Source organism: Algoriphagus halophilus (assembly GCF_900129785.1).
Classification (GTDB): domain Bacteria; phylum Bacteroidota; class Bacteroidia; order Cytophagales; family Cyclobacteriaceae; genus Algoriphagus; species Algoriphagus halophilus.
On record NZ_FSRC01000001.1, the window covers coordinates 1,366,759 to 1,391,482 of the forward strand.

The 24,724-nt window shown below is 38.8% G+C and carries 18 protein-coding genes; 10 read left to right on the top strand and 8 right to left on the bottom strand.

Features of this window, described 5'->3' with window-relative positions:
- Positions 1–19 precede the first annotated feature (19 nt).
- Entirely contained in the window at positions 20–3,151 is a 3,132-nt protein-coding gene (locus BUR11_RS05845; RefSeq protein ID WP_074225134.1) for a WD40/YVTN/BNR-like repeat-containing protein, read from the bottom strand.
- Between the two features lie 176 nt (positions 3,152–3,327).
- Between BUR11_RS05845 and BUR11_RS05850 the strand changes: the two genes are divergently transcribed.
- A complete protein-coding gene (locus BUR11_RS05850; protein WP_074223853.1) occupies positions 3,328–5,169 on the top strand; it encodes a M1 family metallopeptidase in 1,842 nt (613 codons plus the stop codon).
- A gap of 73 nt (positions 5,170–5,242) precedes the next feature.
- On the opposite strand, the gene BUR11_RS05855 is transcribed toward BUR11_RS05850, so the two are convergent.
- Positions 5,243–5,416, bottom strand: a complete 174-nt coding sequence (locus tag BUR11_RS05855; RefSeq protein ID WP_074223854.1) for a histone H1 — start codon at positions 5,414–5,416, stop codon at positions 5,243–5,245.
- Between the two features lie 103 nt (positions 5,417–5,519).
- Positions 5,520–6,770, bottom strand: a complete 1,251-nt coding sequence (locus BUR11_RS05860; RefSeq protein WP_074223855.1) for an aminotransferase class I/II-fold pyridoxal phosphate-dependent enzyme — start codon at positions 6,768–6,770, stop codon at positions 5,520–5,522.
- A gap of 195 nt (positions 6,771–6,965) precedes the next feature.
- On the opposite strand from BUR11_RS05860, the gene accC reads away from it, so the two are divergent.
- From accC to BUR11_RS05875, 3 genes are read left to right on the top strand one after another with little or no spacing between them, the layout of a single operon-like run.
- Positions 6,966–8,465 (top strand): acetyl-CoA carboxylase biotin carboxylase subunit, encoded by a 1,500-nt coding sequence (accC, locus tag BUR11_RS05865; protein WP_074223856.1) that lies wholly within the window; start codon positions 6,966–6,968, stop codon positions 8,463–8,465.
- Positions 8,466–8,467: 2 nt separating this feature from the next.
- Positions 8,468–9,766, top strand: a complete 1,299-nt coding sequence (locus BUR11_RS05870; RefSeq protein WP_074223857.1) for a DUF1015 domain-containing protein — start codon at positions 8,468–8,470, stop codon at positions 9,764–9,766.
- Positions 9,747–10,337: a Maf family nucleotide pyrophosphatase gene (locus BUR11_RS05875; protein WP_074223858.1), complete on the top strand. Its 591-nt coding sequence runs from the start codon at positions 9,747–9,749 to the stop codon at positions 10,335–10,337. Before BUR11_RS05870 ends, BUR11_RS05875 begins: the two co-directional genes overlap by 20 nt.
- A gap of 32 nt (positions 10,338–10,369) precedes the next feature.
- Here BUR11_RS05875 and BUR11_RS05880 read toward each other — a convergent pair whose 3' ends face one another.
- The 3 genes from BUR11_RS05880 to sdaAB are packed head-to-tail and all read right to left on the bottom strand — an operon-like array spanning position 10,370 to position 13,716.
- Complete coding sequence (locus BUR11_RS05880; RefSeq protein WP_074223859.1) at positions 10,370–11,689, bottom strand: efflux RND transporter periplasmic adaptor subunit; 1,320 nt, start codon at positions 11,687–11,689, stop codon at positions 10,370–10,372.
- Between the two features lie 3 nt (positions 11,690–11,692).
- Positions 11,693–13,024, bottom strand: coding sequence for a TolC family protein (locus tag BUR11_RS05885; protein WP_074223860.1), 1,332 nt, complete (start codon positions 13,022–13,024; stop codon positions 11,693–11,695).
- A 14-nt stretch (positions 13,025–13,038) separates the two neighbouring features.
- Positions 13,039–13,716, bottom strand: coding sequence for an L-serine ammonia-lyase, iron-sulfur-dependent subunit beta (gene sdaAB, locus BUR11_RS05890; RefSeq protein WP_074223861.1), 678 nt, complete (start codon positions 13,714–13,716; stop codon positions 13,039–13,041).
- A gap of 164 nt (positions 13,717–13,880) precedes the next feature.
- Here sdaAB and BUR11_RS05895 point away from each other — a divergent pair, with 164 nt between their 5' ends.
- From BUR11_RS05895 to BUR11_RS05920, 5 genes are all read left to right on the top strand, one after another.
- Positions 13,881–14,693, top strand: coding sequence for an aminotransferase class IV (locus BUR11_RS05895; RefSeq protein ID WP_074223862.1), 813 nt, complete (start codon positions 13,881–13,883; stop codon positions 14,691–14,693).
- A gap of 119 nt (positions 14,694–14,812) precedes the next feature.
- Entirely contained in the window at positions 14,813–16,456 is a 1,644-nt protein-coding gene (locus BUR11_RS05900; RefSeq protein WP_074223863.1) for a sodium/sugar symporter, read from the top strand.
- A gap of 11 nt (positions 16,457–16,467) precedes the next feature.
- Positions 16,468–17,970, top strand: a complete 1,503-nt coding sequence (locus BUR11_RS05905) for a xylulokinase (RefSeq protein ID WP_074223864.1) — start codon at positions 16,468–16,470, stop codon at positions 17,968–17,970.
- A gap of 43 nt (positions 17,971–18,013) precedes the next feature.
- Positions 18,014–19,327, top strand: a complete 1,314-nt coding sequence (gene xylA / locus BUR11_RS05910) for a xylose isomerase (protein ID WP_074223865.1) — start codon at positions 18,014–18,016, stop codon at positions 19,325–19,327.
- Positions 19,328–19,646: 319 nt separating this feature from the next.
- Positions 19,647–21,554, top strand: coding sequence for a sialate O-acetylesterase (locus BUR11_RS05920; protein WP_074223867.1), 1,908 nt, complete (start codon positions 19,647–19,649; stop codon positions 21,552–21,554).
- Positions 21,555–21,579: 25 nt separating this feature from the next.
- On the opposite strand, the gene BUR11_RS05925 is transcribed toward BUR11_RS05920, so the two are convergent.
- Together BUR11_RS05925 and BUR11_RS05930 are read right to left on the bottom strand one after the other, a co-directional pair.
- Positions 21,580–22,647, bottom strand: coding sequence for an alpha/beta hydrolase (locus tag BUR11_RS05925; protein ID WP_074223868.1), 1,068 nt, complete (start codon positions 22,645–22,647; stop codon positions 21,580–21,582).
- 126 nt (positions 22,648–22,773) lie between these two features.
- Entirely contained in the window at positions 22,774–23,103 is a 330-nt protein-coding gene (locus BUR11_RS05930) for an antibiotic biosynthesis monooxygenase family protein (RefSeq protein ID WP_074223869.1), read from the bottom strand.
- A gap of 305 nt (positions 23,104–23,408) precedes the next feature.
- On the opposite strand from BUR11_RS05930, the gene BUR11_RS05935 reads away from it, so the two are divergent.
- Positions 23,409–24,356: a DUF4097 family beta strand repeat-containing protein gene (locus BUR11_RS05935; protein WP_074223870.1), complete on the top strand. Its 948-nt coding sequence runs from the start codon at positions 23,409–23,411 to the stop codon at positions 24,354–24,356.
- The last annotated feature ends 368 nt before the right edge of the window (positions 24,357–24,724 follow it).

Genomic DNA, 24,724 nt, shown 5'->3' on the forward strand with positions numbered 1-24,724 from the left:
CTTTTTTGGCTTCATGAATTTATTTCATGTTATCGAATAAATCGATTTGAGTGTTTTTCACTTTTTCTTCAAAGGCTTTCCAATCCCCATTGATAAATTCATCTACGATGGATTTGGCCTCAGCAGCAGCTTCAACACCTTGTTGGTACAATCGTTCCTCTGTGGCGCCTGGTGCAGAATAGGAAGATCCAACATACCTTCTTGGTGCAAATACCATGGTCATAGTGGTAGGGTATAGGTTTCTGACAATCCCCTGACCTTCTCGGGTGGGGCCATTGTAGGCCTCTCTTGCAGTATCAAGCTTTTTCTTAATGTCTTTGGCCGCTTTGGCTAACTCTTTTGCTTCCTCAGTATCAACATCCTTGGTTAAAGTCAAGACTTTATCGATTACCTTTTGGGCTTCATCTAATCTTTTGGTTGATTCAGAAACCTCATTGGTTAAAGCTTCCAATTTTTTAAGGAATTCATCCTTTGCTTTCAGGTCGGCAAGGTTCATGTCTATTCTAGGGTCTGAATACACATTGATATTGGTTTCATCTTCCTGATCTCCATAAGTGAATACTACTTTGTAAGTCCCGGGAAGTGCTTCTCCTCCTGAAGCTTCGTAAAAACCACTTCTATTGCCTCTACGACCGCCAAAGCCACCTGGATTTTCTACAGAAGATTTTCTGTCCAAATTCCATATAATTCGATTGACTCCATTTTTTGGAACTGTTTTTAAAGTCCTGATTTGCTCACCCGCTTCGTTAAAAATTGACACAGTTACGGTGTCCAATTTTTCTTTATCGTCCTGAATAATAAAGCTCAAACGTCCACCGGTTTCTCTGTTTTCACCAGCAAAAATTCCATCCGCAGGGAATCGTTCCCCTGCTGGCTGCTGGATTTCTACTTGATAAGCATCCGGAGCTGGAACAGCTGTAATTTTGGCTTCTGGAGCAGATCCACCATTAGCAGCAAAAATCCGTAGTGGCCTGATATCATCCAACACATAAAAAGCTCTACCAAATGTGCCGATTACCAAATCAGCTTCTCTTTCTTGAATGGCCATATCGTAAGTTGAAACAGCTTTTGGATAACCATGCTCCCATTTATTCCATGATTTTGCTTGGTCAAAGCTGACATATAGTCCAAGTTCAGTTCCTAAGAATACCAAGTTGGGCTCCACAGGATCTTGGATAATTGAGAGTGCATATCCAGAGACTTTGGAATCATCAGCAATTCTAGTAAAAGAGCTTCCTCCATTTGATGTATGGTAAGCATAGGCTGAAAAGTCATTATTTCTGTAATTATTGGCAATTACCCAAGCTTCGTCGGCATCATAGGAAGAAGCTTGAATTTGAGGAATCCAAGAGGCTTTTGGAAGTCCGGTTAATTTACTGGCAACATTGGTCCAGGTAGCCCCGCCATCCTTGGTGACCTGTACATTGCCGTCATCCGTTCCTACCCAGATCACGTTTGGATCCACCGGGCTAGGAGCAATTGCAATGATAGTCGTATGGTTTTCAGCGCCTGTGATATCATAAGTTAATCCACCGGTTTCCTGCTGTCTTTGCTTGGTGCTATCATTGGTTGTTAAATCAGGTGAGATGATTTCCCAAGTATCCCCACTATCTGTTGATTTATGTAAAAATTGAGATCCATAATAGACAGTGTTTTCATCATGTGGATCCTGTGCAATGGCTGCATTCCAATTGAATCGAAGGAAAACTTCCTTATCGGGATGAGTAGGTCTAATGGTTTTATTATGCCCGGTTTCCTTGTCGAATCTGGAAACATTACCTGCTTGCGACATGGTGTATCCAAATCTAGAATTAGCAGGATGCGGAACTACATCAAATCCATCTCCAAATGAAACTTCTTGCCAATAGCTATTTCTAATGCCATCTCTTCTCCAAACATAGGCAGGACCGGTCCAAGACCCATTGTCTTGCATACCTCCATAGATATTATAAGGCAACTCATTGTCAACATTGACATGGTAAAATTGACCTACTGGAAGATTGTCAGCAAAAAACCAAGTTTTGCCCCCATCTCTTGAAATATTAAGTCCTCCGTCATTCCCATCAATAAGAATCTTGGGATCATTCGGGTTGATGTACCAAGCGTGGTGATCCGGGTGAACACCTTGGTATTGAAGTAATTGCGTAAATGATTTACCTCCATCTTCCGTGATTCCCACCCTTGAATACAAGGTGTATAGCCTATTCTCATTTTTTGGATCCGCGTGAATATCAAAATAATAAAAAGGTCTATCCCCGATAGAACCATCCGAATTGATCATTTTAAAATTTTCACCACCATCCTCTGAAACATAAAGTGCATTTTTGGAGGACTCCACCAAAGCATACACCTTACTACTATTGGCAGCTGAAATGGCGAGCCCCATTCTTCCTAAATAACCTTTAGGTAAGCCATTGCTTTCATCTAGTTCCTTCCAATTATCTCCTCCGTCATACGTAACGAAAAGCCCAGAAGAAGGACCTCCAGATTCAAAGAAATAAGGGTACCTTCTGTGTTGCCACATGTTGACAAAAATCTTATTCGGATTATTCGGATCCATGATCATTTCGCCCACACCCGTCTTGGTATCTATATATAGAATTTTTTCCCAGGTTTTACCTCCATCTGTAGTCCGATATAATCCTCGGTCTTCCTGTTCTCCCCAAGGAGAACCAATTGCTCCAACGTAAACCGTATTGGGGTCATCTGGATGAACAATAATCCGGTGAATGGCTTTGGTGTTTTCCAGCCCCATAAGCTCCCATGTTGCACCTGCATCCATGGAACGATAAACTCCACCTCCTAGACTTAAGGAGTTTCTAGGGTTACCCTCTCCGGTACCTACCCAAATGATGTTTGGATTTTTCTGATAAATGGAAATGGAACCAATAGAATGTACTTTTTGATCGTCAAAAATTGGCTGCCATGTCACTCCTCCCGAAGTGCTTTTCCATAGCCCCCCAGAGGCAGATCCTGCGTAAATAACGGAAGGATTGTCATCAATGGCATCGATGGCAGTAATTCTTCCACTCATGGCTGCAGGCCCAATGCTTCTTGCTTTCATAGACTTAAACAAGTCCATATCTACTTCTTGAGCATGAGCTGAAAGACTCAGCAAAATCGCCAAAGTCAAAAGGTAAATTTTTCTCATGTTTGGTTTTTGGTTTATATCTGTAATAAATAAAGTAAAATCCCAAATAACATCCATTGATTATTATAACATCGGTTTTAAACTAATGGGTATTTAAAGAATCATCAGGTCAATTTTTTACCGGTGGTTTGTGGCTGGTATGCATTTTGATTTTATTTGTGATAAAAAATAATCCTATGCTTAACATTGTGAATAAGCCTCTCATAGGGCTTTTTCTTTTTGTGATTACTGGAACTGCTGCTTTTGCCCAAACAGGAAGATTCCAGCAGTCGGTTGATTACAAAATGGAAGTGGATATGAATGTCACTTCCAATCAGTACTCAGGAACCCAAGTTCTCAAGTACACCAACAATTCACCAGATACCCTTTACAAAGTATTCTACCACTTGTATTTTAATGCTTTCCAGCCTGGAAGTATGATGGATGAAAGATCAAGATCAATTTCTGATCCTGATAGAAGAGTGGGGGATAGAATCATTGCGCTCTCTCCAAGTGAAATTGGATACCTTCATGTCAATTCATTGACCATGGATGGCATGCAAGTAGATTTTGAGGAAGTGGAAACCATTCTGGAAGTGACGCTTCCAAAGCCCATTTTACCTCATTCAGAAGTAGAGTTCAATATGTCATTTGTAGGTCAGGTACCAGTTCAAATTAGACGTTCTGGAAGAGATAGCAGTGAAGGCGTAAGGTATTCCATGTCACAATGGTACCCTAAAATGGCTAATTATGACGAGCAAGGCTGGCACTCCAATCCTTATATAGGTAGAGAATTTTATGGGATTTGGGGAGATTTTGATGTGAAAATCACGATTGATAAATCTTACACCCTGGGAGGAACCGGTTATCTTCAAAATCCAAATCAAATTGGCCATGGATATGAGGATGAGGGCGTAACGGTTCCAAAGCCTACAGGAGAAACACTTACCTGGCATTTCAAAGCGCCAATGGTTCATGATTTCATGTGGGCTGCCGATCCAAAATATAGACATGAAAAAGTAGAAATGGAAAATGGGATCACTGTTCACCATTTATTTATCCCAACGGAAGAGACTACAGAGAACTGGGAAAAGCTAAAGGAATATACTCCAAAGGCAATTAACTTTTTATCTGAACATTTTGGCCAGTATCCTTATAAGCAATTTTCTGTGATCCAAGGTGGAGACGGTGGGATGGAGTATGCCATGTCTACTTTAATCACTGGAGGAAGAAATTTAAGAGGGTTGGTTGGAGTAATGGCACATGAGTTAGCACATAGCTGGTTTCATGGCGTTTTGGCTACAAACGAATCCTTATACCCATGGATGGATGAAGGTTTTACCAGTTATGCATCTAGTTTAACGATGTCAGAAATCTATAGCCCTTCCGAAAATCCTCTTGCAGGTTCTTATTCAGGGTATTATAGGCTGGTGAAGTCTGGCAAGGAAGAGCCTATGAGTACACATTCAGATCACTATCATACAAATTCAGCCTATAGTTCTGCCGCTTATAGCAAGGGAGCTGTATTCTTGCAACAAATGGGCTATATCATAGGAGCTGATGTGCGAGATAGAGGAATGCACCGGTATTGGAATACCTGGAAGTTTAAGCATCCAAATGCGAATGATTTGATCAGGGTGATGGAGAAAGAGAGTGGTTTGGAATTGGATTGGTATAAAGAATACTTTGTTTATACGACCAAAACCATCAATTATGGGATCAAAGAAGTAAATCCTCAAGGAGATCAAACAGACATTATTTTAGAAAGAATCGGTTTGATGCCAATGCCAATTGACTTGGTGATCACCTATAAAGATGGAAGCCAGGAAATGGTTTATTTGCCTTTAGTCATCATGAGAGGAGAAAAAGCACATGAAGCAGGGGCTCCAAAAAGGATTTTAACAGAAGATTGGCCTTGGACTAATATTACCAAGAAAATTACAATAGACAGAAAAATGAATTCCATTAAATCTATTGAAATTGATCCGAGTAAACGGTTGGCCGATGTAGAACAAGAAAATAATAAAGTGGAGTTTTAATGCTCCGCTTTAGTAGCTATAAACTAAAAAAGGTGGTCAATTGACCACCTTTTTTTATTGATTACCTTACTAATTAGGCATTTTTCTTTTCTTGAACTTCCTTACGGATATCTTGTGCCATATTCTTCAAGTCTTGCATTCCTTTCCTAACTCTAGTGCCGGCAGCTTGGTTGCCTTTTTCATAGAATTTTTCAAAATCGGCTTCTAAGCCATTTACAAGATCTCGGACTTCACTAAATCTGCTCATAGTAAAAGTGATTATTGTTTAGGTTGATGATAAGTTTATTCTGTTCAATATAGCCTAAATACTTGCTAAATCAATCAGGAGGGCATTTTTTTTGAATTTTTTTTTATTCTCCAAAAGAAATTGCCAACTCTGAATTCTTATAAATTCCTGAAGTTAGTTTTTCCTTGATTTCAGCAAATGCCTTCACAGTTTCTTCTACATCGGATAGGGTATGTACTGAAGTTGGAATCAACCTCAAGATAATCATTCCTTTAGGAACGACTGGGTAAATGACCACCGAACAGAAGATTCCGTAGTTTTCTCTTAAATCATGGGATAGCGCGGCAGCTTCTCCTACAGTCCCGTTTAAGACTACAGGAGTCACCGGTGAGTTTGATTTTCCGGTGCTAAAACCATTGTTATGCAATCCGTCTCTTAACGCATTTACAATTTTCCAAAGATTATCCTTTAGCTCAGGTTTGGTTTGAAGTAACTCTAATCTTTTTAAAGCTCCTTCTACCAATAACATTGGAAGAGACTTCGCAAAGATTTGAGAACGCATATTAAAACGTAGATAGTGGATCACTTTTTCATTACCTGCAATGAAAGCACCAATAGAAGCCATTGATTTAGCAAAGGTCGAGAAGTATAAATCAACTTCATCAATTACACCTTGCTCTTCATGTGTACCCGCTCCTGTTTTACCCATGGTTCCAAAACCATGTGCATCATCTACCAGTAATCTGAAATCAAATTTGTTCTTTAGCGCACAAATTTCTTTCAATTTTCCTTGATCTCCAGTCATACCGAATACACCTTCGGTAATCAATAAGATTCCTCCGCCAGTTTCCGCGGCTAATTTAGTGGCTCTTTCAAGTTGCTTTTCACAATTATCAATGTCATTATGAGGGAATACGTATCGCTTACCCATATGCATTCTTAAAGCATCTATAATACATGCGTGACATTCAGAATCATACACTACGACGTCTTTTCTATCCAATAGTGCATCAATCACAGACATGATGCCTTGGTATCCGTAGTTTAGCAAGTATGCCTTTTCTTTACCCACGAATTTGGCAAGCTCATCCTCCAATTTTTCATGAAGATTGGTTTGGCCTGACATCATTCTAGCTCCCATAGGATAGGCTGCTCCCCATTTAGCAGCTGCATCAGCATCTGCTTTACGAACTTCAGGGTGGTTAGCTAGCCCAAGGTAGTTATTCAAACTCCATGTCAATACTTCCTTTCCTTGGAACATCATTCGTGGAGCAATTTCCCCTTCTAGTTTGGGAAACATAAAATAACCATCTGAATACTTAGAATGTTTGCCCAGTGGGCCCATATTCGTTTTTAATTTAGCAAATAGATCCAAAGTGATTTTTTATTTTAGGTGTGTGCTATTAGGATTAAGAAATTGTGATCTTTTCTTGTAAAATCCGTCAAAAATAAAACTTTAATGCCGTCTAAGCAAAAAACGATTTTCGTTTCCAAGCTTTCTTAACATAACTTGGATAAATTTCTTTACTTAGCCAACGACCCAAATAAAACTTAATAAACCAAAAAAAGCATGCCTAACATCAAAAAACTTTTAATAGCCAATAGAGGTGAGATAAGCTTAAGGATCATGAGAACAGCAAAGGAAATGGGAATTCAAACTGTAGCCGTATACAGTGAAGCGGATCGCCTTTCTCCCCATGTGAAGTTTGCAGATGAGGCAGTTTGTCTAGGACCAGCAGCATCTTCAGAATCCTACCTTTTAGGAGATAAAATCATTGAAGTGTGTAAAGAATTAAATGTAGATGCTATTCATCCTGGCTACGGCTTTCTTTCGGAAAATGCAGGTTTTGCAAAAAAAGTTACTGATTCCGGTTTGATTTTCGTCGGCCCCTCTCCAGAATCTATTGAGGTGATGGGGAGTAAATTAGCTGCTAAACAAGCGGTAGGGAATTACAATATTCCATTGGTTCCGGGTACCGAAGAAGCTATATCAGACATCCCGGCTGCCAAAAAAATTGCTGCACAAATTGGGTATCCAATTTTAATTAAGGCCAGTGCTGGGGGAGGTGGAAAAGGGATGAGGATTGTGGAGAATGAAGCCGAATTTGAGAGCCAAATGGATCGGGCAATTAGTGAGGCAATCTCCGCATTTGGAGATGGTGCAGTTTTTATAGAAAAATTTATTACCTCTCCCAGACATATTGAAATTCAGGTTTTAGGAGACCAACAAGGAAATATTGTTTATTTATTTGAAAGAGAGTGTTCCATCCAAAGAAGGCATCAAAAGGTAATTGAAGAAGCACCCTCGGCAGTAGTAACTCCTGAAATGCGGGAAGCGATGGGAAAAGCTGCTGTTGGAGTGGCAAAAGCCTGTAATTATTATGGTGCAGGGACGGTTGAATTTATTGTAGATGATGCCTTGAATTTTTATTTCTTGGAAATGAATACTCGACTACAAGTAGAACATCCTGTGACAGAAATGATTACGGGAAAGGATTTGGTCAAAGAGCAGATTCTAATAGCTGAAGGTAATCCACTTTCCTTTTCCCAAGAAGACTTAAGCATCCATGGACATGCGATTGAAGTAAGGGTATATGCTGAAGATCCCAAGAATAATTTCCTTCCGGATATTGGTACTTTGGAAACTTACCAGCGACCACAAGGTCCTGGTGTTAGGGTGGATGATGGGTTTGAAGAAGGGATGAAGATTCCTATTTATTATGATCCTATGATCTCAAAATTGATCACCCACGCATCCACAAGAGAAGCTGCTATTGAAAGAATGACCAGGGCTATTGAAGAATATCAAATTACAGGAATCCAAACTACGTTGGGTTTTTGCAAATTTGCGTTGAATCATGAAGCTTTTGTTTCGGGAAATTTTGACACCAAATTTGTTGAACGGTATTTCAATCCTGAATCCTTGGATCCAACTTTTTCTAAGGAAGAAGAAGAGTTACTCGCTGCCCTGGCGGTAGAGTTTTTTGATAAATCTAAAAAAGAGTTTGTGCAAAAACCTGAACAAGAAAAAGCAGCAACAGTTTCAGCTTGGAGAAATAGATTAGATTAAGCATGGCAGAAATCCTACCAATTAGGGCATGGAGATACCATGATCGTCTTTTGGGTAAAATGGAGGAGTTGACCGCTCCTTTATTTGATGTGGTATCTTCCAAGCAAAGAGAGTTATTATATGAAAACCCATTCAACAGCATTCATCTTTCCGTTCCCAATGGACCTAATCCAGCAGAAAAAGCTCGAAAGACCTTGAGAAAATGGAAACAAGAACAACTAATTGTCCAAGATGAGGAGCCTGGAATCTATGTGTATTATCAATATTTCAGATTACCTGGAGAGCATGATGCAAGATGTAGAAAAGGTTTTATAGCACATATAAAGGCATATGATTGGGATGAAAAAGTAATCTTAAGACATGAAAATACCATTGTCCATGCAGTAAATGATCGAATTGATTTATTGAAGTCTACAGAAATACAAGCTAGTCCCACTCATGGATTGTATGAAGACCCAGAGAATCAATTGGAGGGTTTTATGGATGAAGCCATGGAAAATCCTATCTATGAATTGGAGGATTATCAAGGAGTGAAAGAGGTCCTTGCTGTCATCCGAAATCCTCAAATCATTGCCAAGTTTTTGACTGTTTTAAAAGATAAACAGGTGATATTGGCTGATGGTCATCACCGTTTAGAAGGAGCTATTCAATACCGGAAATCCAAACAAACAACTGCTTCCAAATCAAAATGGAATGGATTTGATTACCATATGATGTATTTAACAAATACGAATGGTAACCATTTAAAAATTCTTCCCACACATCGGATTTTTAAAGGATTGGAATTAAGTAATCATGAGTTTATTCAAGCATTAAAAGAATGGTTTGAGGTGAAAAAATTTCATGACCAAGAAGAGTTGGGTGGTTATTCCTTTACCAAAAAATGGTCTTATGGGTTGATTTTGAAGGAAGAAAGTTATTTACTCCAGTTGAAACCTGAGAAATTTGATGAAATAGAATCCAATTTTCCGGAAATCATAAAAAAGTTAGATCTGGCTGTATTACACAGCTTGGTTTTCGATAAGATTTTGGGAATTCCATTGGAAGAACAGCGCTTTTCAGAAAATATCAACTATGAGAGAAATTTTTCCAGATGTATCCATGAAGTCCAATCTGGAAAGGCTAGCTTTGCAGTCATCACTCGCGAATTGGAATTGAGTCAGGTTCTAGAGGTTTGTAGGTCCGGGTATGTGATGCCTCAAAAATCCACTTACTTTTATCCTAAAGCTTTGGGAGGCTTACTTTTTGCGAGTATTAATCAACAAGAATTCGAATTCGATTATGGAGCCTTTTTTAAATAGCTTGAAGAGCAAAAAGATAATTCTTGCATCCAACTCACCAAGAAGGCAGGAGTTATTAAAGGGACTGGAAGTTGAATTTGAGATTCGTCCCACATCAGTAGAGGAGAAGATTCCTGCAGACATGAAACCTGAGTTTGTGGCTGCCTACCTAAGCAAATTGAAAGCGGAATCCTTTTTGGATGAATTAAGTGAAAATGAACTCTTAATTACTTCCGATACAGTAGTGATTCAAGATGGGCATGTGTTAGGGAAGCCTAATAACGAGGAGGAAGCTTTTGATATGCTTAAAAGTCTTTCAGGTACAAGTCATATAGTGATGACTGCGGTTACTTTTAGAGATCATAAAAGACAACTAACTGTGGAGGATGAAACCCAAGTTACTTTTAGGTTTTTGGAAGAGGAAGAGATATGGCATTATATCAAAAACTATCGTCCCATGGACAAAGCGGGTGCTTATGGAATCCAAGAATGGATAGGATATATAGGAGTAACCAAAATGGAGGGTTCCTATTTTAATGTGATGGGATTTCCCTTGCATTTGGTCTATGAACAGTTAAAAAAATGGTCATAAAAAAAGCCCCGATTTATCGGGGCTTTTTTTGTTTAATTGGCATTAGCTGCTGGCCCAGCTTTAGGGGCTTCCATTTTAACTACTTTATCTCCTTCTTTCAACTGTTTGGAGACAACAAAGTATGGGCCTGAGATGATTTCTTCTCCCTCAGAAATGCCTTCTAATACTTCAATGTTCTCGAAATCAGAGATACCAGTTTTGATTTCTTTCAATTTCGCAACTCCATTTTCACTTACAAATACCAATTCTTTTGGTTTTGTAGTACCACCGGCCAGGGTGTCAACCTTGTTATCTCTGGTAGTAACTGCTGATAATGGAACCGACAAAGTATTGTTTTTGGAGGTAGTGATGATATCCACAGAAGCCGTCATTCCTGGACGGAAAGGATATTTTTTGCCTTCAGCAACCAAGTCTTGGTAGGAGCTATTCAAGATTCTAATTTTCACTTTAAACTCCGTAACGGCATCTGCGGAAGCTTTGGTATTGGCAGTATTGGCAATACTGGTAACAACCCCTTTAAATTTCTTACCGGTAGAAGAATAAGAATCAACATCAATAATGGTAGTGTCACCCATGCTAAGTCGGATAATGTCATTTTCATTGACATCTACCCGTACTTCCATTTTTGAAAGATCTGCAATAGTAAGCATTTCTGTTCCTGCCATTTGTTGCGTACCTACTACACGCTCGCCTTTTTCAACCAATAAATTGGAAACAATTCCATCCACAGGAGAATAAACATTTGTCAAACGGAGGTTTTCAGCAGCCTCATTCACGGTAGCTTGTGAACTTTTTACGATAAATTCAGAAGCGATCACGTTTTGTTTGGCTGCTTCAAGGTCTTTCTGAGCAGTGATATAATTGGCTTGGGCGGTTTCAAAATCAGCTTCAGAAATTGCTTTTTGTTCAAACAATGTCTTCTGTCTATTGAAGTTCAATTCAGCTTGGGTGAATTGAGCCTCTGATCTTTGTAAGCTGGCTCTAGCTTGGGAAAGATTTGCCATTTGCTGATTTAAGTTGGCTTTTGATCTATCCAATGCAGAGATGAAATTGTCAGGACGAATCTTGACCAACAATTTGCCCTCAGCGACAGAATCACCTTCTATCACATTCAATTCTATGATTTCACCCGCAACATCTGGAGATAATTTCACCTCAACTTCAGGTTGAATTTCTCCAGAGGCACTTACTTTTTCAATGATCTGAGTCTTTTTTGCCTGGGCAAATTCCACTTCGATTTCCTTTGCTCCTCCAATCCATCCAGCAGAACGGCCGATGATTGCAAAAACAATAATTAAACCTACTGCCCCGAGTAGGTAATACAATAGCTTGTTCGACTTCTTATTAGCCATGGTTTAGTTTAAGTTAATAGGATTACCCAAGTAAAAATCAAGAACTTTTACTCTGAAAATATAAGTGTATTTATCATAAATCAATTGCGACTGAGCGCTGAAAAGATTGTTTTGAGCAACTTGAAAATCAACAGAGTTGATTGCCCCTAAATCAAATCGTTGCTGAGCAATTCTATAGGATTCTTCCAAACTTTCTACTCTTTTAAGAGAGGCTTGGTAGGATTGCTCAGATGCCAACGCATTGGTATATGCAGTTTCAATATCTTGTCGAAGCTGGTTTCTTGCTTCAATTTCAGCAACTTCTGCTAGGCTTTTTTGCACCCTAGCACGCTGTACAGAAGCTTTATTTGCCATTCTGGAGAAAATAGGCACGCTCAACGAAATACCAGCAGATTGTGAAAAGTTGAAATCCAACTGAGTTCCAAATTTTTCATCATACAAATCCACATAGTTAGTGCCTAAGTTACCTCCAATGTTAATAGAAGGGTAGAAGCCAGCCTTAGCAAGTTTTACTCCATATTCAGCACTTTGAACTCCTAAGGAAGCTGCTTTGATTTCTGGCATCACTTCCTCTGCTGTTTCAAAGATAGTTGCAGAAGACTCGGTAACCATAAATGTATCATCAATGGTTAGTTCCGGTTTTACGATCTGAAAATCAGGAGTGTAAGGAATTTGAAGGGCTTGAGCGAGATTTAATAAAGAGATCGTCAATGTAGCTTTGGCATTGATTAAATCCACATTATTGGTTGCCAGTTGAGATTGCAAATCTAGTTGATCCGAATAAGGCAATGAACCCGCATTTACAAGTTTAGTAGTTCGTTCTAATTGCTCTTCAGTGGTTTGATATTGACTCTCCGCAATTTTAACCTGCTCTTGGTTGAATACCACATTGATATAAAGATTGATCACATTCAAGGTGATGGAATTCTTTGTGGCTTCAATATTATAATACCCCTGCTCTAAGTTTACCTTCGATTGCTTGATAGAATTATTAACTCGTCCAGCATTAAATAGGGGCGCATTGGCGTTTGCATTCAAGTTAACATTCCCAATTCTTTGTGTTTCAAATAGGTTGGTTGCAGGGTTAATGGATCTACCCCAATTAAAATTGGTGGAACCTCCTGCCGTCAAATTTGGATACCTTGCACCTTGATTCTGAAGTAAGGCGGCTTCATTTGTTTGTTGGTTTAATTCACTTCTCTTTAAATTCAAGTTGTTTTCCAAAGCTATATTTACCGCAGTTTCCAGGTCATAAGGACCGGTGTATTCCTGTTGGGCAAATACTCCAAAAACTGTACTTGTAAAAAAAGCTAAGCTTAAAAAGCATTTCTTCATGTGTTTATGCGTAGTTAAAGGTCAATGTCAGGTATATAAATTAATTCTTTGATCCAAGCAAGGGATTTAAGGTATTCAATCGTGATACCTTTAATTCCGGAGTCCATTTCAATCACATGACATGCTCGATCATGTTTACCTTTTCTGGAAACAGACATGGTGGCAATATTGGTTTTTTCTTGAGCGATAACACTTGAAATAAATGCGATGGCTCCAGAGACATCTTCTGCTTTGATGATTAACGTATGGTCTTTAGCAGAAAAATTTGCGACAAATCCATCCACTTCCGAGATATTGATAATGCCACCTCCCAAACTTTCTCCCACCACCTCAACAGATCTATCTCCTTTGACCAAATTTAATTTAATAGTATTTGGGTGGTGTATGGAAGAATTACCAATGGACTTGAATTTATATTCGAATCCAACTTCTTCAGCAATGCTTAATGCATCCTTTATTCTAGGGTCATCCGTCTTAAAATCCATAAGACCACCAATTATCGCCCGATCACTTCCATGGCCCTCATAGGTTCTTGCAAATGAATTATAAAATGTGATGAGCGCAGAATCTGGTTTTCCTCCTAATACTCTAATAGCAGCTCTTGCAATTCTCACTACTCCGGCTGTATGAGAAGAGGATGGACCAATCATTACTGGACCAATCATATCAAAAACGCTACTCTTATTTGCCATCTCATTCTTAGGTTCAATATTAGTGCTAAGCTAAATAGACTTTCGTTATTAAGTTCAAAAATGTCATTTATCACTGAATTTTCCTCATATGGGCAATTTTCTTTATTAGATTTAACAAGTTCAATTAATGACAATTTAGAAAACTGACCGTATTTGAACAGTTTATGAGCGATTTTGAAACAAATTATATTTTAGATAGCCAGACGAGATCATGGCAACCATTTAAAGAAATAGAAATTCCAAATAGAGCAATGAATTTTGGGGATGGTCTCTTTGAATCTATGGTTTTTGTTGGGGGAAAGATTCGATATGGTCACAAGCACATGGCTCGGTTAAAGTATGGCATGGAATTGCTACAATTGAAAATGGATTCTGTAAATCTTGAGGAAATTGAATCATTGATGAATAGGTTGTTACCCAAAGGAAATTTTCGAATTCGATGGAATGTATATAGAGCTGAATCTGGTACTTATACGCCAACTACTCAAGAAGTTATCCAAACCCTACAAGTCAAAGAATTTAAACCGCCGGTTAAGGTTAAGAAATTGGCCTATATATCTAAAAAGATTCATGTTTACCCCACGTTTTGGTGCAATGCCAAAACCTTGAACTCTTTGACTTATGTGTTGGCTAATCAGGAAAGAAGTGAGTATGAAATGGATGAGGTAATTCTGTTAGATCAAAGAGGGTTTATTTCTGAAGCAGGTTCTTCCAATGTATTTTGGAAAATTGGAGAAGAGATTTTTACACCATCTCTTAAATGCTCTTGCATAGCAGGAGTGGGGAGAGCAGCGATTCTTGAGCGAATAAGGGCTCAACATTTAGAGATTCATGAAGGGATGTATTTACCTGAACATTTGGCTAAAGCAAGCAGTGTTTGGGTGAGTAATGCGATGGGAATTAGTTATTTGGAGAATGTAAATGGGGTTAAATACGCTACTGATCCACTTCCTTTTTTAGATCAGATTTTTGAATAAGTTGATAATCCCAATAATTTATTTTCTGACCTTTAGATGAAAACCTTATATTTAACGCCTTGTCTTGATTTTAGACTTGAATTATAATCTATTAAGCCCAAACACCAACCTAAATTAATATGCTTTTAGAACCCTTAGATCTGATTGTTTTCGTTGGATACTGTATGCTCATCATTGGGATGGGCCTTTTTGTATCCAGAGAAAAGAAAGGACATGTAAAAAATTCCTCTGATTACTTTCTTGCATCCAAAGCGCTCCCTTGGTGGGCCGTAGGAGCTTCCTTGATTGCATCCAATATTTCAGCGGAACAATTTATTGGAATGTCAGGATCAGGATTTGCCATGGGATTGGCAATTTCAACCTATGAATGGATGGCAGCTGCCACCTTGTTAGTGGTCGCAATTTTCTTCTTACCTGTCTACTTTAAAAAAGGCATCTATACTATGCCTGGCTTTTTGCTAGACCGATATGATACAAGGGTAAGAACTACCATGGCTATATTTTGGCTTTTATTGTATGTCTTTGTAAACCTTACTTCTGTATTATACTTAGGTGCTCTTAGTTTAAATACCATCTTGGATGTACCTATGATATGGGGCATTGTGGGCTTGGCAGCATTTGCCATGCTTTATTCCATTTATGGTGGTTTGAAAGCAGTTGCATGGACTGATGTAGTCCAAGTAGTTTTCTTAGTAGCTGGAGGATTGGCCACCACTTACATTGCATTACAAATGGTTGGTTCCGGAGATGCATGGGAGGGATTAAGCCTCTTGAGAAAAGAAGTTCCAGGTCACTTTACCATGATTTTTTCCAAAGGTGAAATGATGATTCCTGATGGATCAGGAGGAGTGAAAGATGCCTATTTGGATCTTCCCGGTATTTCGGTTCTAGTTGGTGGAATGTGGATTACCAACTTAAGTTATTGGGGTTTCAATCAATATATTACCCAAAGAGCTTTGGCTGCCAAAAGTCTTGATGAGGCTCAAAAAGGGATGATTTTCGCCGGCTTTTTGAAGTTGTTAATGCCCTTGATCGTAGTAATTCCAGGTATTGCAGCATTCGTCATTGTAGAGAATGGAATAGATTTAAGTTTCATGGAGTCAATGAAAGATCCTGCAACTTCAATTATAAAATCTGACAGAGCATACCCTACCTTATTACAATTACTGCCGGTAGGTTTGAAAGGATTGGCATTTGCAGCCTTGACTGCCGCGATTGTTTCTTCATTGGCATCCATGGCCAATAGTACTTCCACTATTTTTACCATGGATATTTATAATAAATACATCGGTAAAGGAGCATCTGAAACCAAGCAAGTAAAAGTAGGAAGAATTACCGCCTTGGTGGCATTTGGATTGGCATCTTTGGTAGCTCCTGCATTAGGCGCATTGGATCAGGCTTTTCAGTTTATTCAGGAATATACAGGCTTTATTAGCCCTGGAGTATTTGCGATTTTCTTCTTTGGGGTATTCTGGAAAAAAACCACTTCCAATGCCGCATTGGTAGGTGCTGCTTTGAGTATTCCATTATCTATCGTATTAAAAATAGCGTTCCCAGGACTTCCTTTCATCGATCGGATGGGAGTAGTGTTCTTAATATTGGCAACATTGATGATCATCATCAGCTTGGTAGAGGGTAAAGGAAAAGACCATCCAAACAGTATAGATATTAATAAAGAACTTTTCAAAACCAGTACTTCATTTAAAATTGGTGCAGTATTAATTGCGGGAATTACTGCTGCGCTTTACATCGTATTCTGGTAAAAAAAAATCAAATGAGACAATTATTATTAGGGTTAGATATAGGTAGCTCTTCTATAAAGGCATCCTTATTAGATGCTGATACCGGAAAAGCAATTGTAGCGAAGGCATTTCCTGAGGAGGAAATGACCATTGAGGCACCTCACGAAGGCTGGGCTGAACAAGATCCAGAAATGTGGTGGAAATACATTAAAGAATCCAGTAGATATGTGCTTCAAAAAGCAAGTGTAAAAAGTGGAGAATTAAAGGGGATTGGGATTGCTTACCAAATGCATGGATTGGTATTAGTGGATAAAAACCAACAGGTTTTAAGACCTTCAATCATCTGGTGTGATAGTAGGGCTGTAAGTATAGGTGAAAAAGCTTTTCAAGACCTAGGGAAAGATTATTGTCTTCCGCACCTTTTAAATTCTCCTGGGAATTTTACAGCATCTAAGCTTAGATGGGTCATAGAAAATGAGCCTGAATTGGCTTCAAAAATTGATAAAATCATGTTACCAGGTGATTTTATTGCAATGAAGCTGACAGGAGAAGTGCTTACCTCCGAGACAGGTCTTTCTGAAGGGGTATTCTGGGATTTCAAAGAAAATGGAATCAGTAAAAAGGTAATCGAAAATTATGGAATAAATAAAGATTGGATTCCTAAAGCTGTACCTTCATACTCCTTACAAGGAAAAGTGACTCAAGATGCATCTGATGAGACTGGCATAGAAGCAGGGGTTCCAGTCGCTTATCGAGCAGGTGATCAGCCTAATAATGCTTTCTCTTTGCAGGTGTTGAAACCAGGAGAACTTGCCACAACGGCAGGGACTTCAGGTACAGTATACGGAGTTTGTGATACACCCTTATATGATCCATTGTCAAGAGTGAATACTTTTGTTCATGTAAATCACACCAAAGAAAAGCCTTCCTACGGAGTGTTACTCTGTGTGAATGGCACCGGTATTTTGAATAGCTGGATCAAGAAATTGATGGGGGCAGGGAAGATAGATTATGATGAAATGAACAATTTAGGAAGTTCTGCTCCTATAGGTTCTGGTGGCCTGACCTTTATTCCTTTTGGAAATGGAGTAGAGCGGATTATGCAAAACAAACATGTAGGGGCTCATTTACTTGGGCTGGATTTGTTGAAGCATGATAAGAAGCATATGATCAGAGCTGCACAAGAAGGAATTGTCTCCGCATTGACTTTTGGCTTTAGAATTATGCAGGATATGGGAATGGATTTGAAAACAGTGAAAGCTGGAAAAGCGAATATGTTCCTCAGCCCTATATTCAGAAAGACCTTTGTTCACATGAATAAGGTGGTTTTGGAACTTTATGATACAGATGGAGCACAAGGAGCCGCACGAGGAGCAGGAATCGGAATCGGGTTGTTTTCGAATGAAAGCGAAGCCTTTGCTGGATTGGAATTGTTGGAAACCATTGAACCCAATGAACAATTCTTTGAGCCTTATGAAGAAGTCTATACCCATTGGAAAAACCAATTGGAACAGATTCAAAATTTAAAATTATAATTGCAAGATTAAACCTATTAAGTCAAACCTAAATATTAGAAACATGTCAAAACAGTATTTCCCAAATATCGACAAGATTCCTTTTGAAGGAAAAGACAGTGATAATCCGATGGCATTTAGATTTTACGATGAAAATCGGATCATCCAAGGGAAAACCATGAAAGAGCATTTCAAGTTTTCTATTGCCTATTGGCATTCTTTCTGTGCTACTGGATCAGATCCTTTCGGACCAGGTACCATTGTTCATCCTTGGGATGCCAATCCAGATCCAGTGCAGAGAGCCAAAGATAAAATGGATGCTGCATTCGAGTTTATCACTAAAATCGGAGCTCCTTATTATTGTTTCCATGATGTCGATCTGATCGATGAAGGAAAAGATATCGCAGAGTACGAGGAGCGTATGAAAATCATTGTTGATTACGCAAAGCAAAAGCAAGCAGAAACCGGAGTGAAATTATTATGGGGTACTGCCAATGTGTTCAGTAATCCTCGTTACATGAACGGAGCATCGACTAATCCGGACTTTGATGTGTTGGCTTATGCGGCAACCCAAGTGAAGAACTCCATTGATGCGACGATTGCTCTTGGCGGTGAAAACTATGTGTTCTGGGGAGGTCGTGAAGGTTACATGTCTTTGTTGAATACAGATATGAAACGTGAAACAGAGCATTTGGCGAAATTCTTGACCATGGCAAGGGATTATGCCAGAAAGAATGGATTCAAAGGTACTTTCTTCATAGAACCAAAACCAATGGAGCCAACTAAGCACCAATATGATTATGATGCTGCAACGGTGGTTGGATTTTTAAGACATCATGGATTGGATAAGGACTTTAAATTAAATATTGAAGTAAACCATGCTACCCTAGCTGGTCATACCTTCCAACATGAACTTCAGGTGGCAGCAGATGCAGGAATGCTAGGAAGTATTGATGCCAACAGAGGAGATTACCAAAATGGTTGGGATACAGATCAATTTGCATTGAACCTTCAGGAATTAACTGAAGCGATGTTGGTGATCCTGAATTCTGATGGAATCCAAGGTGGTGGAGTAAACTTTGATGCAAAAATCAGAAGAAACTCTACAGACCCTGAAGATTTATTCCTCGCACACATAGGAAGTATGGATGCATTCGCCAGAGGAATGTTGATTGCAGAAGATATCATGAAAAAATCAGATTATCTTGAAAGAAGAAAGAATCGCTATGCAAGTTATGATTCCGGAAAAGGAAAAGAGTTTGAAGATGGTGCATTGACTTTGGAAGATTTGCGTGACTACGCAGCAGCTAAAGGCGAGCCTGCCATGACTAGTGGTAAACAAGAATACTTCGAAAACTTGTTGAACAGGTTCATTTAATCTACCTTAAATAAAAAAAAGAATAAAAGTCCCGATGAAGTTTTTCTTCATCGGGCTTTTTGTTTTCTAAGGCAGTAGTAAAGGGAGCCAAATCTGTATTTCATCATTCTATTCACCATCGATTAGGTATAAAATTTTGACTCCAAGAAAATGGAGGTCAATGGAGGTCATTTGCCAAACTACCATTACTAAATGGGTGAATTCCCCAGAAGTATCAAAGATATATTGGACTTTAGGGAATATTAAGGTAGAAATGCAATGCAGAAGTATACCTTTTCGAAAAAAAATTGTCAATTTTCAATAGTAAACCCCAAAATCTATGAAGCGTTATTTAGCGGTCCTACTATTAATTTGGAATATTGGCTGTGATTCAGACAAGTTTGAATCTGAAGTAACGATGCCTAAATTATTCGAAGATGGTATGGTGCTTCAAAGGGATCAGAAAATATCTGTTTGGGGAAGAGGGATTCCTACTAAAAAAGTTCGCGTTTCAATAGCTGGTTTATTAGGTAGCACAGAAGTAAATGCGGATAGTACCTGGTCGATCAAACTTCCAGCCTCTAATGCGGGAGGTCCTTATATTCTTGAGGTAAACAATACGCTAATTAAAGATGTCTACATAGGGGATGTTTGGTTGGCAGGAGGTCAATCCAATATGGAATGGGCATTAAAGTCTGCTGTGATCGGAGCTGATCAGGAGATAGAAGAAGGAGGGATTCCGAAAATTCGATTTTTTAAAGTTCCCAAGTCATATAGCGCAAAACCTCAAAATGAGCTAGAGGGTGGAGAGTGGGAGGTGGCTACTCCGGAAAATATGCCTGACTTTTCTGCCGTGGCTTGGTTTTTCGCAAAAAGAAATCACTTAGAGAAAAATGTTCCAGTAGGTATTATTGAATCGAACTGGGGTGGTACACCTGCTGAAGGATGGACTGAATTATCGGTTTTGGCAGGAATGAATGCTTCCTATAGTAAAGAGGCACTGGATATTTTGGAAAACCAGGATAAGTGGCAAGAGGAGGTAATTGCTAATGAGGAGAGAAGGGCTCTACGGGATCAATTAGTTCCAAAACCAGATTCCTTAAAAGCCCTGGAAGTTGCCAGTGTAAAATTTGATGATAGCCAATGGAGAAAGGTCAATCTACCCCAATCCAATCCATTAGAACACATAGCATGGGTTCGGAAGGTCTTTAAAGCGAATTCTTCTGAAGCTGCTACGCTTCATTTGCCTAGAATAGACCAAATGGGCTATGTTTATCTGAATGGGAATTTACTTCATTACAAAGATTGGGGAACCACTACTCCCGATTTGGAAATCCCTGCATCTAGCCTGTTGGAAGGAAACAATGTATTGACTATTAGAGCAATCAATACATGGAATAATCAACCAAGTATAGGGGATCCTGGTGAAATGTATATCCTGCAAGGGAACAAAAAGATCTCCCTTGAAGGCATTTGGAGTTATTCAAATAATAAGGTAGAACCTTTGCTTCCAAAAGTAGATTTTCTGAATTGGAAGCCTGGAATGATGTTCAATGCCATGATTTATCCTTTAACCAATTATCCCATTAAAGGAGCAATTTGGTATCAAGGAGAGAGTAATGCCGGAAGGGCTGAAGAATACCACGAGTTGTTTGCTGCCATGATTACCAATTGGAGAAAAGTTTGGGGGCTTGGCGATTTCCCATTTCTGTTTGTTCAACTGGCCAATTTTATGGAAAGAAAATCCCCGCAGCCAGATAGTAATTGGGCCTTTTTAAGAGATGCGCAGAAAGAGACCTTAGGTTTACCAAATACAGGAATGGCGGTGATTATCGATATCGGAGAGTCAGGGGATATACATCCAAAAAATAAAAAAGATGTGGGTGAAAGGTTATGGCTTCAAGCGAGGAAAGTAGCGTATGGGGAAAAGCTTGTTTCCTCAGGGCCTGTCTTAGAATCTGCTACTTTAAGGGATGGAACCCTTGTGTTAAATTATTCAGAAGTTGGTGAAGGGCTTCAAACTTCCGATAATTCTGAGTTGGTTAAAGGATTCATTATCTCCGATTCAAGGGGTAATTTTACAGAGGCCAAAGCAGTGATCACTGGTAATAATGAAATTACCATTGAAACAGAAATGTCGAATATTTCTGAAATCAGGTATGCTTGGGCGGATAACCCAGAAGTTAATTTGATCAATAATCTAAATTTACCCGCTGTGCCATTTAGATATCGCTTTGAGAAAGAATAAGCTGCCTAAATGAATTCAGTCTTGATTATTGCATGGATTCCAGTTCTGCATCCAACTGATTTAATTCCTCTACTTTTCTTTGATATTCCTCTTTGGAAGGCACTTTAGCTACATTTTCCAGAAAGTCAATGGTGGAAAATAAAACACCTTCCCAATCTCCAGAGGTGATGGAGCTTCCAATGACATGATCTCCTGCATCAGGAAAAGCAGCCTTTCTTTTCAGGGTCTCAGGCGTTCCCAGTTGATCAAACATTTCTAACATTTTAGGGACAGAAACGACAAAATCTTGTTCTTGCTCACTTTTGTAATAATATCCAAGAAAAAGGGGTTGATTGATTTTTCTAAAAGTCTCTTCATTCATCATGCTATACATCAAAACCCCCAGACTTTTGTAGGCATTGTAATGATATTCCTCAGACCAATAGTTTGCTTTTTCACCTTCTCTTGGCTGAATCTTCACGTTATTTTCCATCCAGGTCCATTGCATGATTTTTTTCATCCAAGGCACAAATAAATTGTTGAGTGTTTCTCCATTGTCTCTTATTGCAGGAGAATAAACCACCACAGATTTTAGATCAGGTTGTTGACTAGCCAAAAGAAGGGTCAATGCCCCTCCCATTGAAGTGCCCATTACAATGACTGAATCTCCTAGGTTTTTTCCTATTTGATAAGCTTCTCCAGCTGCATCAGCAAGCTTTTGAGCAGACAGATATTCCATCCCATTCTCACGCTTGATCCCATGCTCTGGAAGCCTTGTGACAAACAAATTTGCACCAAAATGAGCTGCTAAAAACCGGTGAACCGGGTCACCTTCCATGGGGCTGGCACCAAAACCATGAATGTAAACGATAGAGTAGGGGGTCTTCCTTTTATTGGTACTATCTGCCCAAATGATGTAAGCTTCATTACCGGGTTTTAGCCCTTTTACGGTATCCTCACGTTGGGCTACATATTGCTCAATTTCAGCCAATCGAGTAGGGATCTGTGGATAATTAATGATCAGTTCCTGCTTTTCTTCTTTTGGTCCCACCATATAGAGGATCGCAAAAAGCATGGCAGCACCGAATATTCCTAAAAAGATTTTGCGTAACATGTTGCTTCGTTAAATTCAAATAGGGTTTATAGAATCCTGTAAATGCCTGAATTCCTAAGCCAAATATACTATAGTTCTTAGCTATATCGAATGATCCTAGATCCTGTGATTTTCAATTTACAGATTTCAGGTTTGTTCTTCTCGTTCAAATCCATAATCCCTTTCAACCAAACAAATTCTGGTTTTAAACGCCGCATACCATTTGTCTCTTCCCTTTTGTTGTGCCAACAAATGGTCACTTTGGGACTTCCAATGCTTAATGGATTCTAGATCTTTCCAATAGCTTACGGTAATTCCTACTTCCTCCCTAGCAGATTCATGTCCTAAATACCCTTCTTGAAGGGAGGCCAAATGCTCCATTTTCTTAGCTGTTTCTATATATTCTTTATCGTAACTTGTTCTTATACTAGTGAAAATCACAGCGTAATAAGGTGGTTTTGGAGTGGTTGCCAACATTTTTACATTTTTTAACTAGGGGTAAATTCTCTGTGGGTTGTCTTAGCATCAAAGAAATAAAACTAAACCAAAAATCTGTTCAAAATGGCTTTAATCCAAGAAAATGTGCATGCTATCACAGCAAATCGAAGAGCAGGCGACTTGCCACCACCCTCTCCTAAGCATTTGGTCTTTCTCCAATTGCTTTGACTTAGATCAAGAAATCAACTCGTTGATAACCAGTGCTGTGAAATTGCCGTACATTTGTATGCTTGCAGCACTTTAAAATTCAAAAATCAAAATTATATTTTAAAATATGCAAGATCATGAAGTTTCAAAAGAATTATATAAAGATATATTATACATTTTCAATTTTATTGGCATTAGCACTAGTTAGCTCCTGCAGTAAAGATTTGGAAGTTGTTCAGTCCATCAATCAAGAGTTTGAAGGAATTGAAGAGGTGGAAATTGAATCCGGTTTTCTGGAAGTAGTTTATACTGGAGATCCAAGCTTGACATCCGTCACATTAAATGCAATGTTGGAATCTACTAATGCCGGGAGGTATAAAATTGAGTATAGAGAGGAATCAGGAAAGCTGATCATTGAATTGGATCAAAAACGAATATCTAATAGCGGTAGAGATCGTGGATTCATTCATTTGATAGGGCCAGAAACAATAGGGATGAATGTGGAAGTAGGAGCGGGATCAGCTACTATTTCAAATGTGGAAACTGAAGTATTTGATGTAATGGCAGGCTCTGGGAGATTGACTATTCAGAATATTAATTCTTCTGTTACCAATTTAACTGCCGGATCTGGAGAGGTTAATGTGATCAATCTGGTAGGGAATACTACTGTGGAGGTGGGTTCTGGAGTTGTTGAGATGAAGGACGTAGTAGGAGATGTCAGTCTTTCAGGTTCTTCCGGTAGATATAAGTTGAATAGGATAGAAGGGATGGTGCATGCCATTCTTAGCTCAGGAATTATTGATTTAACTGACGTAGAAAGTTTGGGAAAGTTAGAAGTCACTTCTGGAAGGATCAATGCGATCAATTCAGGATTAAGTGAAGAATCTTTATTCAAAGCTTCGTCTGGATCTATTAAAATTCAAACATTATCGAATTTGATAGATTATAATTACAACCTTACCACAAGTAGTGGAAGAGTTTCTGTCGGAGACAGCTCTTCCAGTGGGACATTAAAGATTGATAATGGTTCTCCTTATACCGTGTCAGGTACCGTATCTAGCGGTATCATTGAAATAAGGAATTAGTGAAAAGTTGTCACAATCACCTCCAGCCCCGGGTTTTTAATCCGGGGCTTTTTTCTTTATATGAAAATAAAAATAGGTGTTTTGATTATCTCTTTTATTCGGCCTAAGGAAGGAATCTCCAATTTTTAACATAGTTGATGACCAAAGTCAGATTTTTATTGGTCATTTCATGGATTTTGTGTATCAAACTAGGTCGTAACTATTTTCTCATTATGAATCAATAATACCTATTTATAACTTATAAAAACCATTAAATCAAATGATTATGATTTTATGTTTAGAAAATAGTTTATAGGTAAATCATTCTCACTAAAAAATACATAAAATCCATATTTTTTACCTTAGTAATAATTTTTAGCTCCTAAATG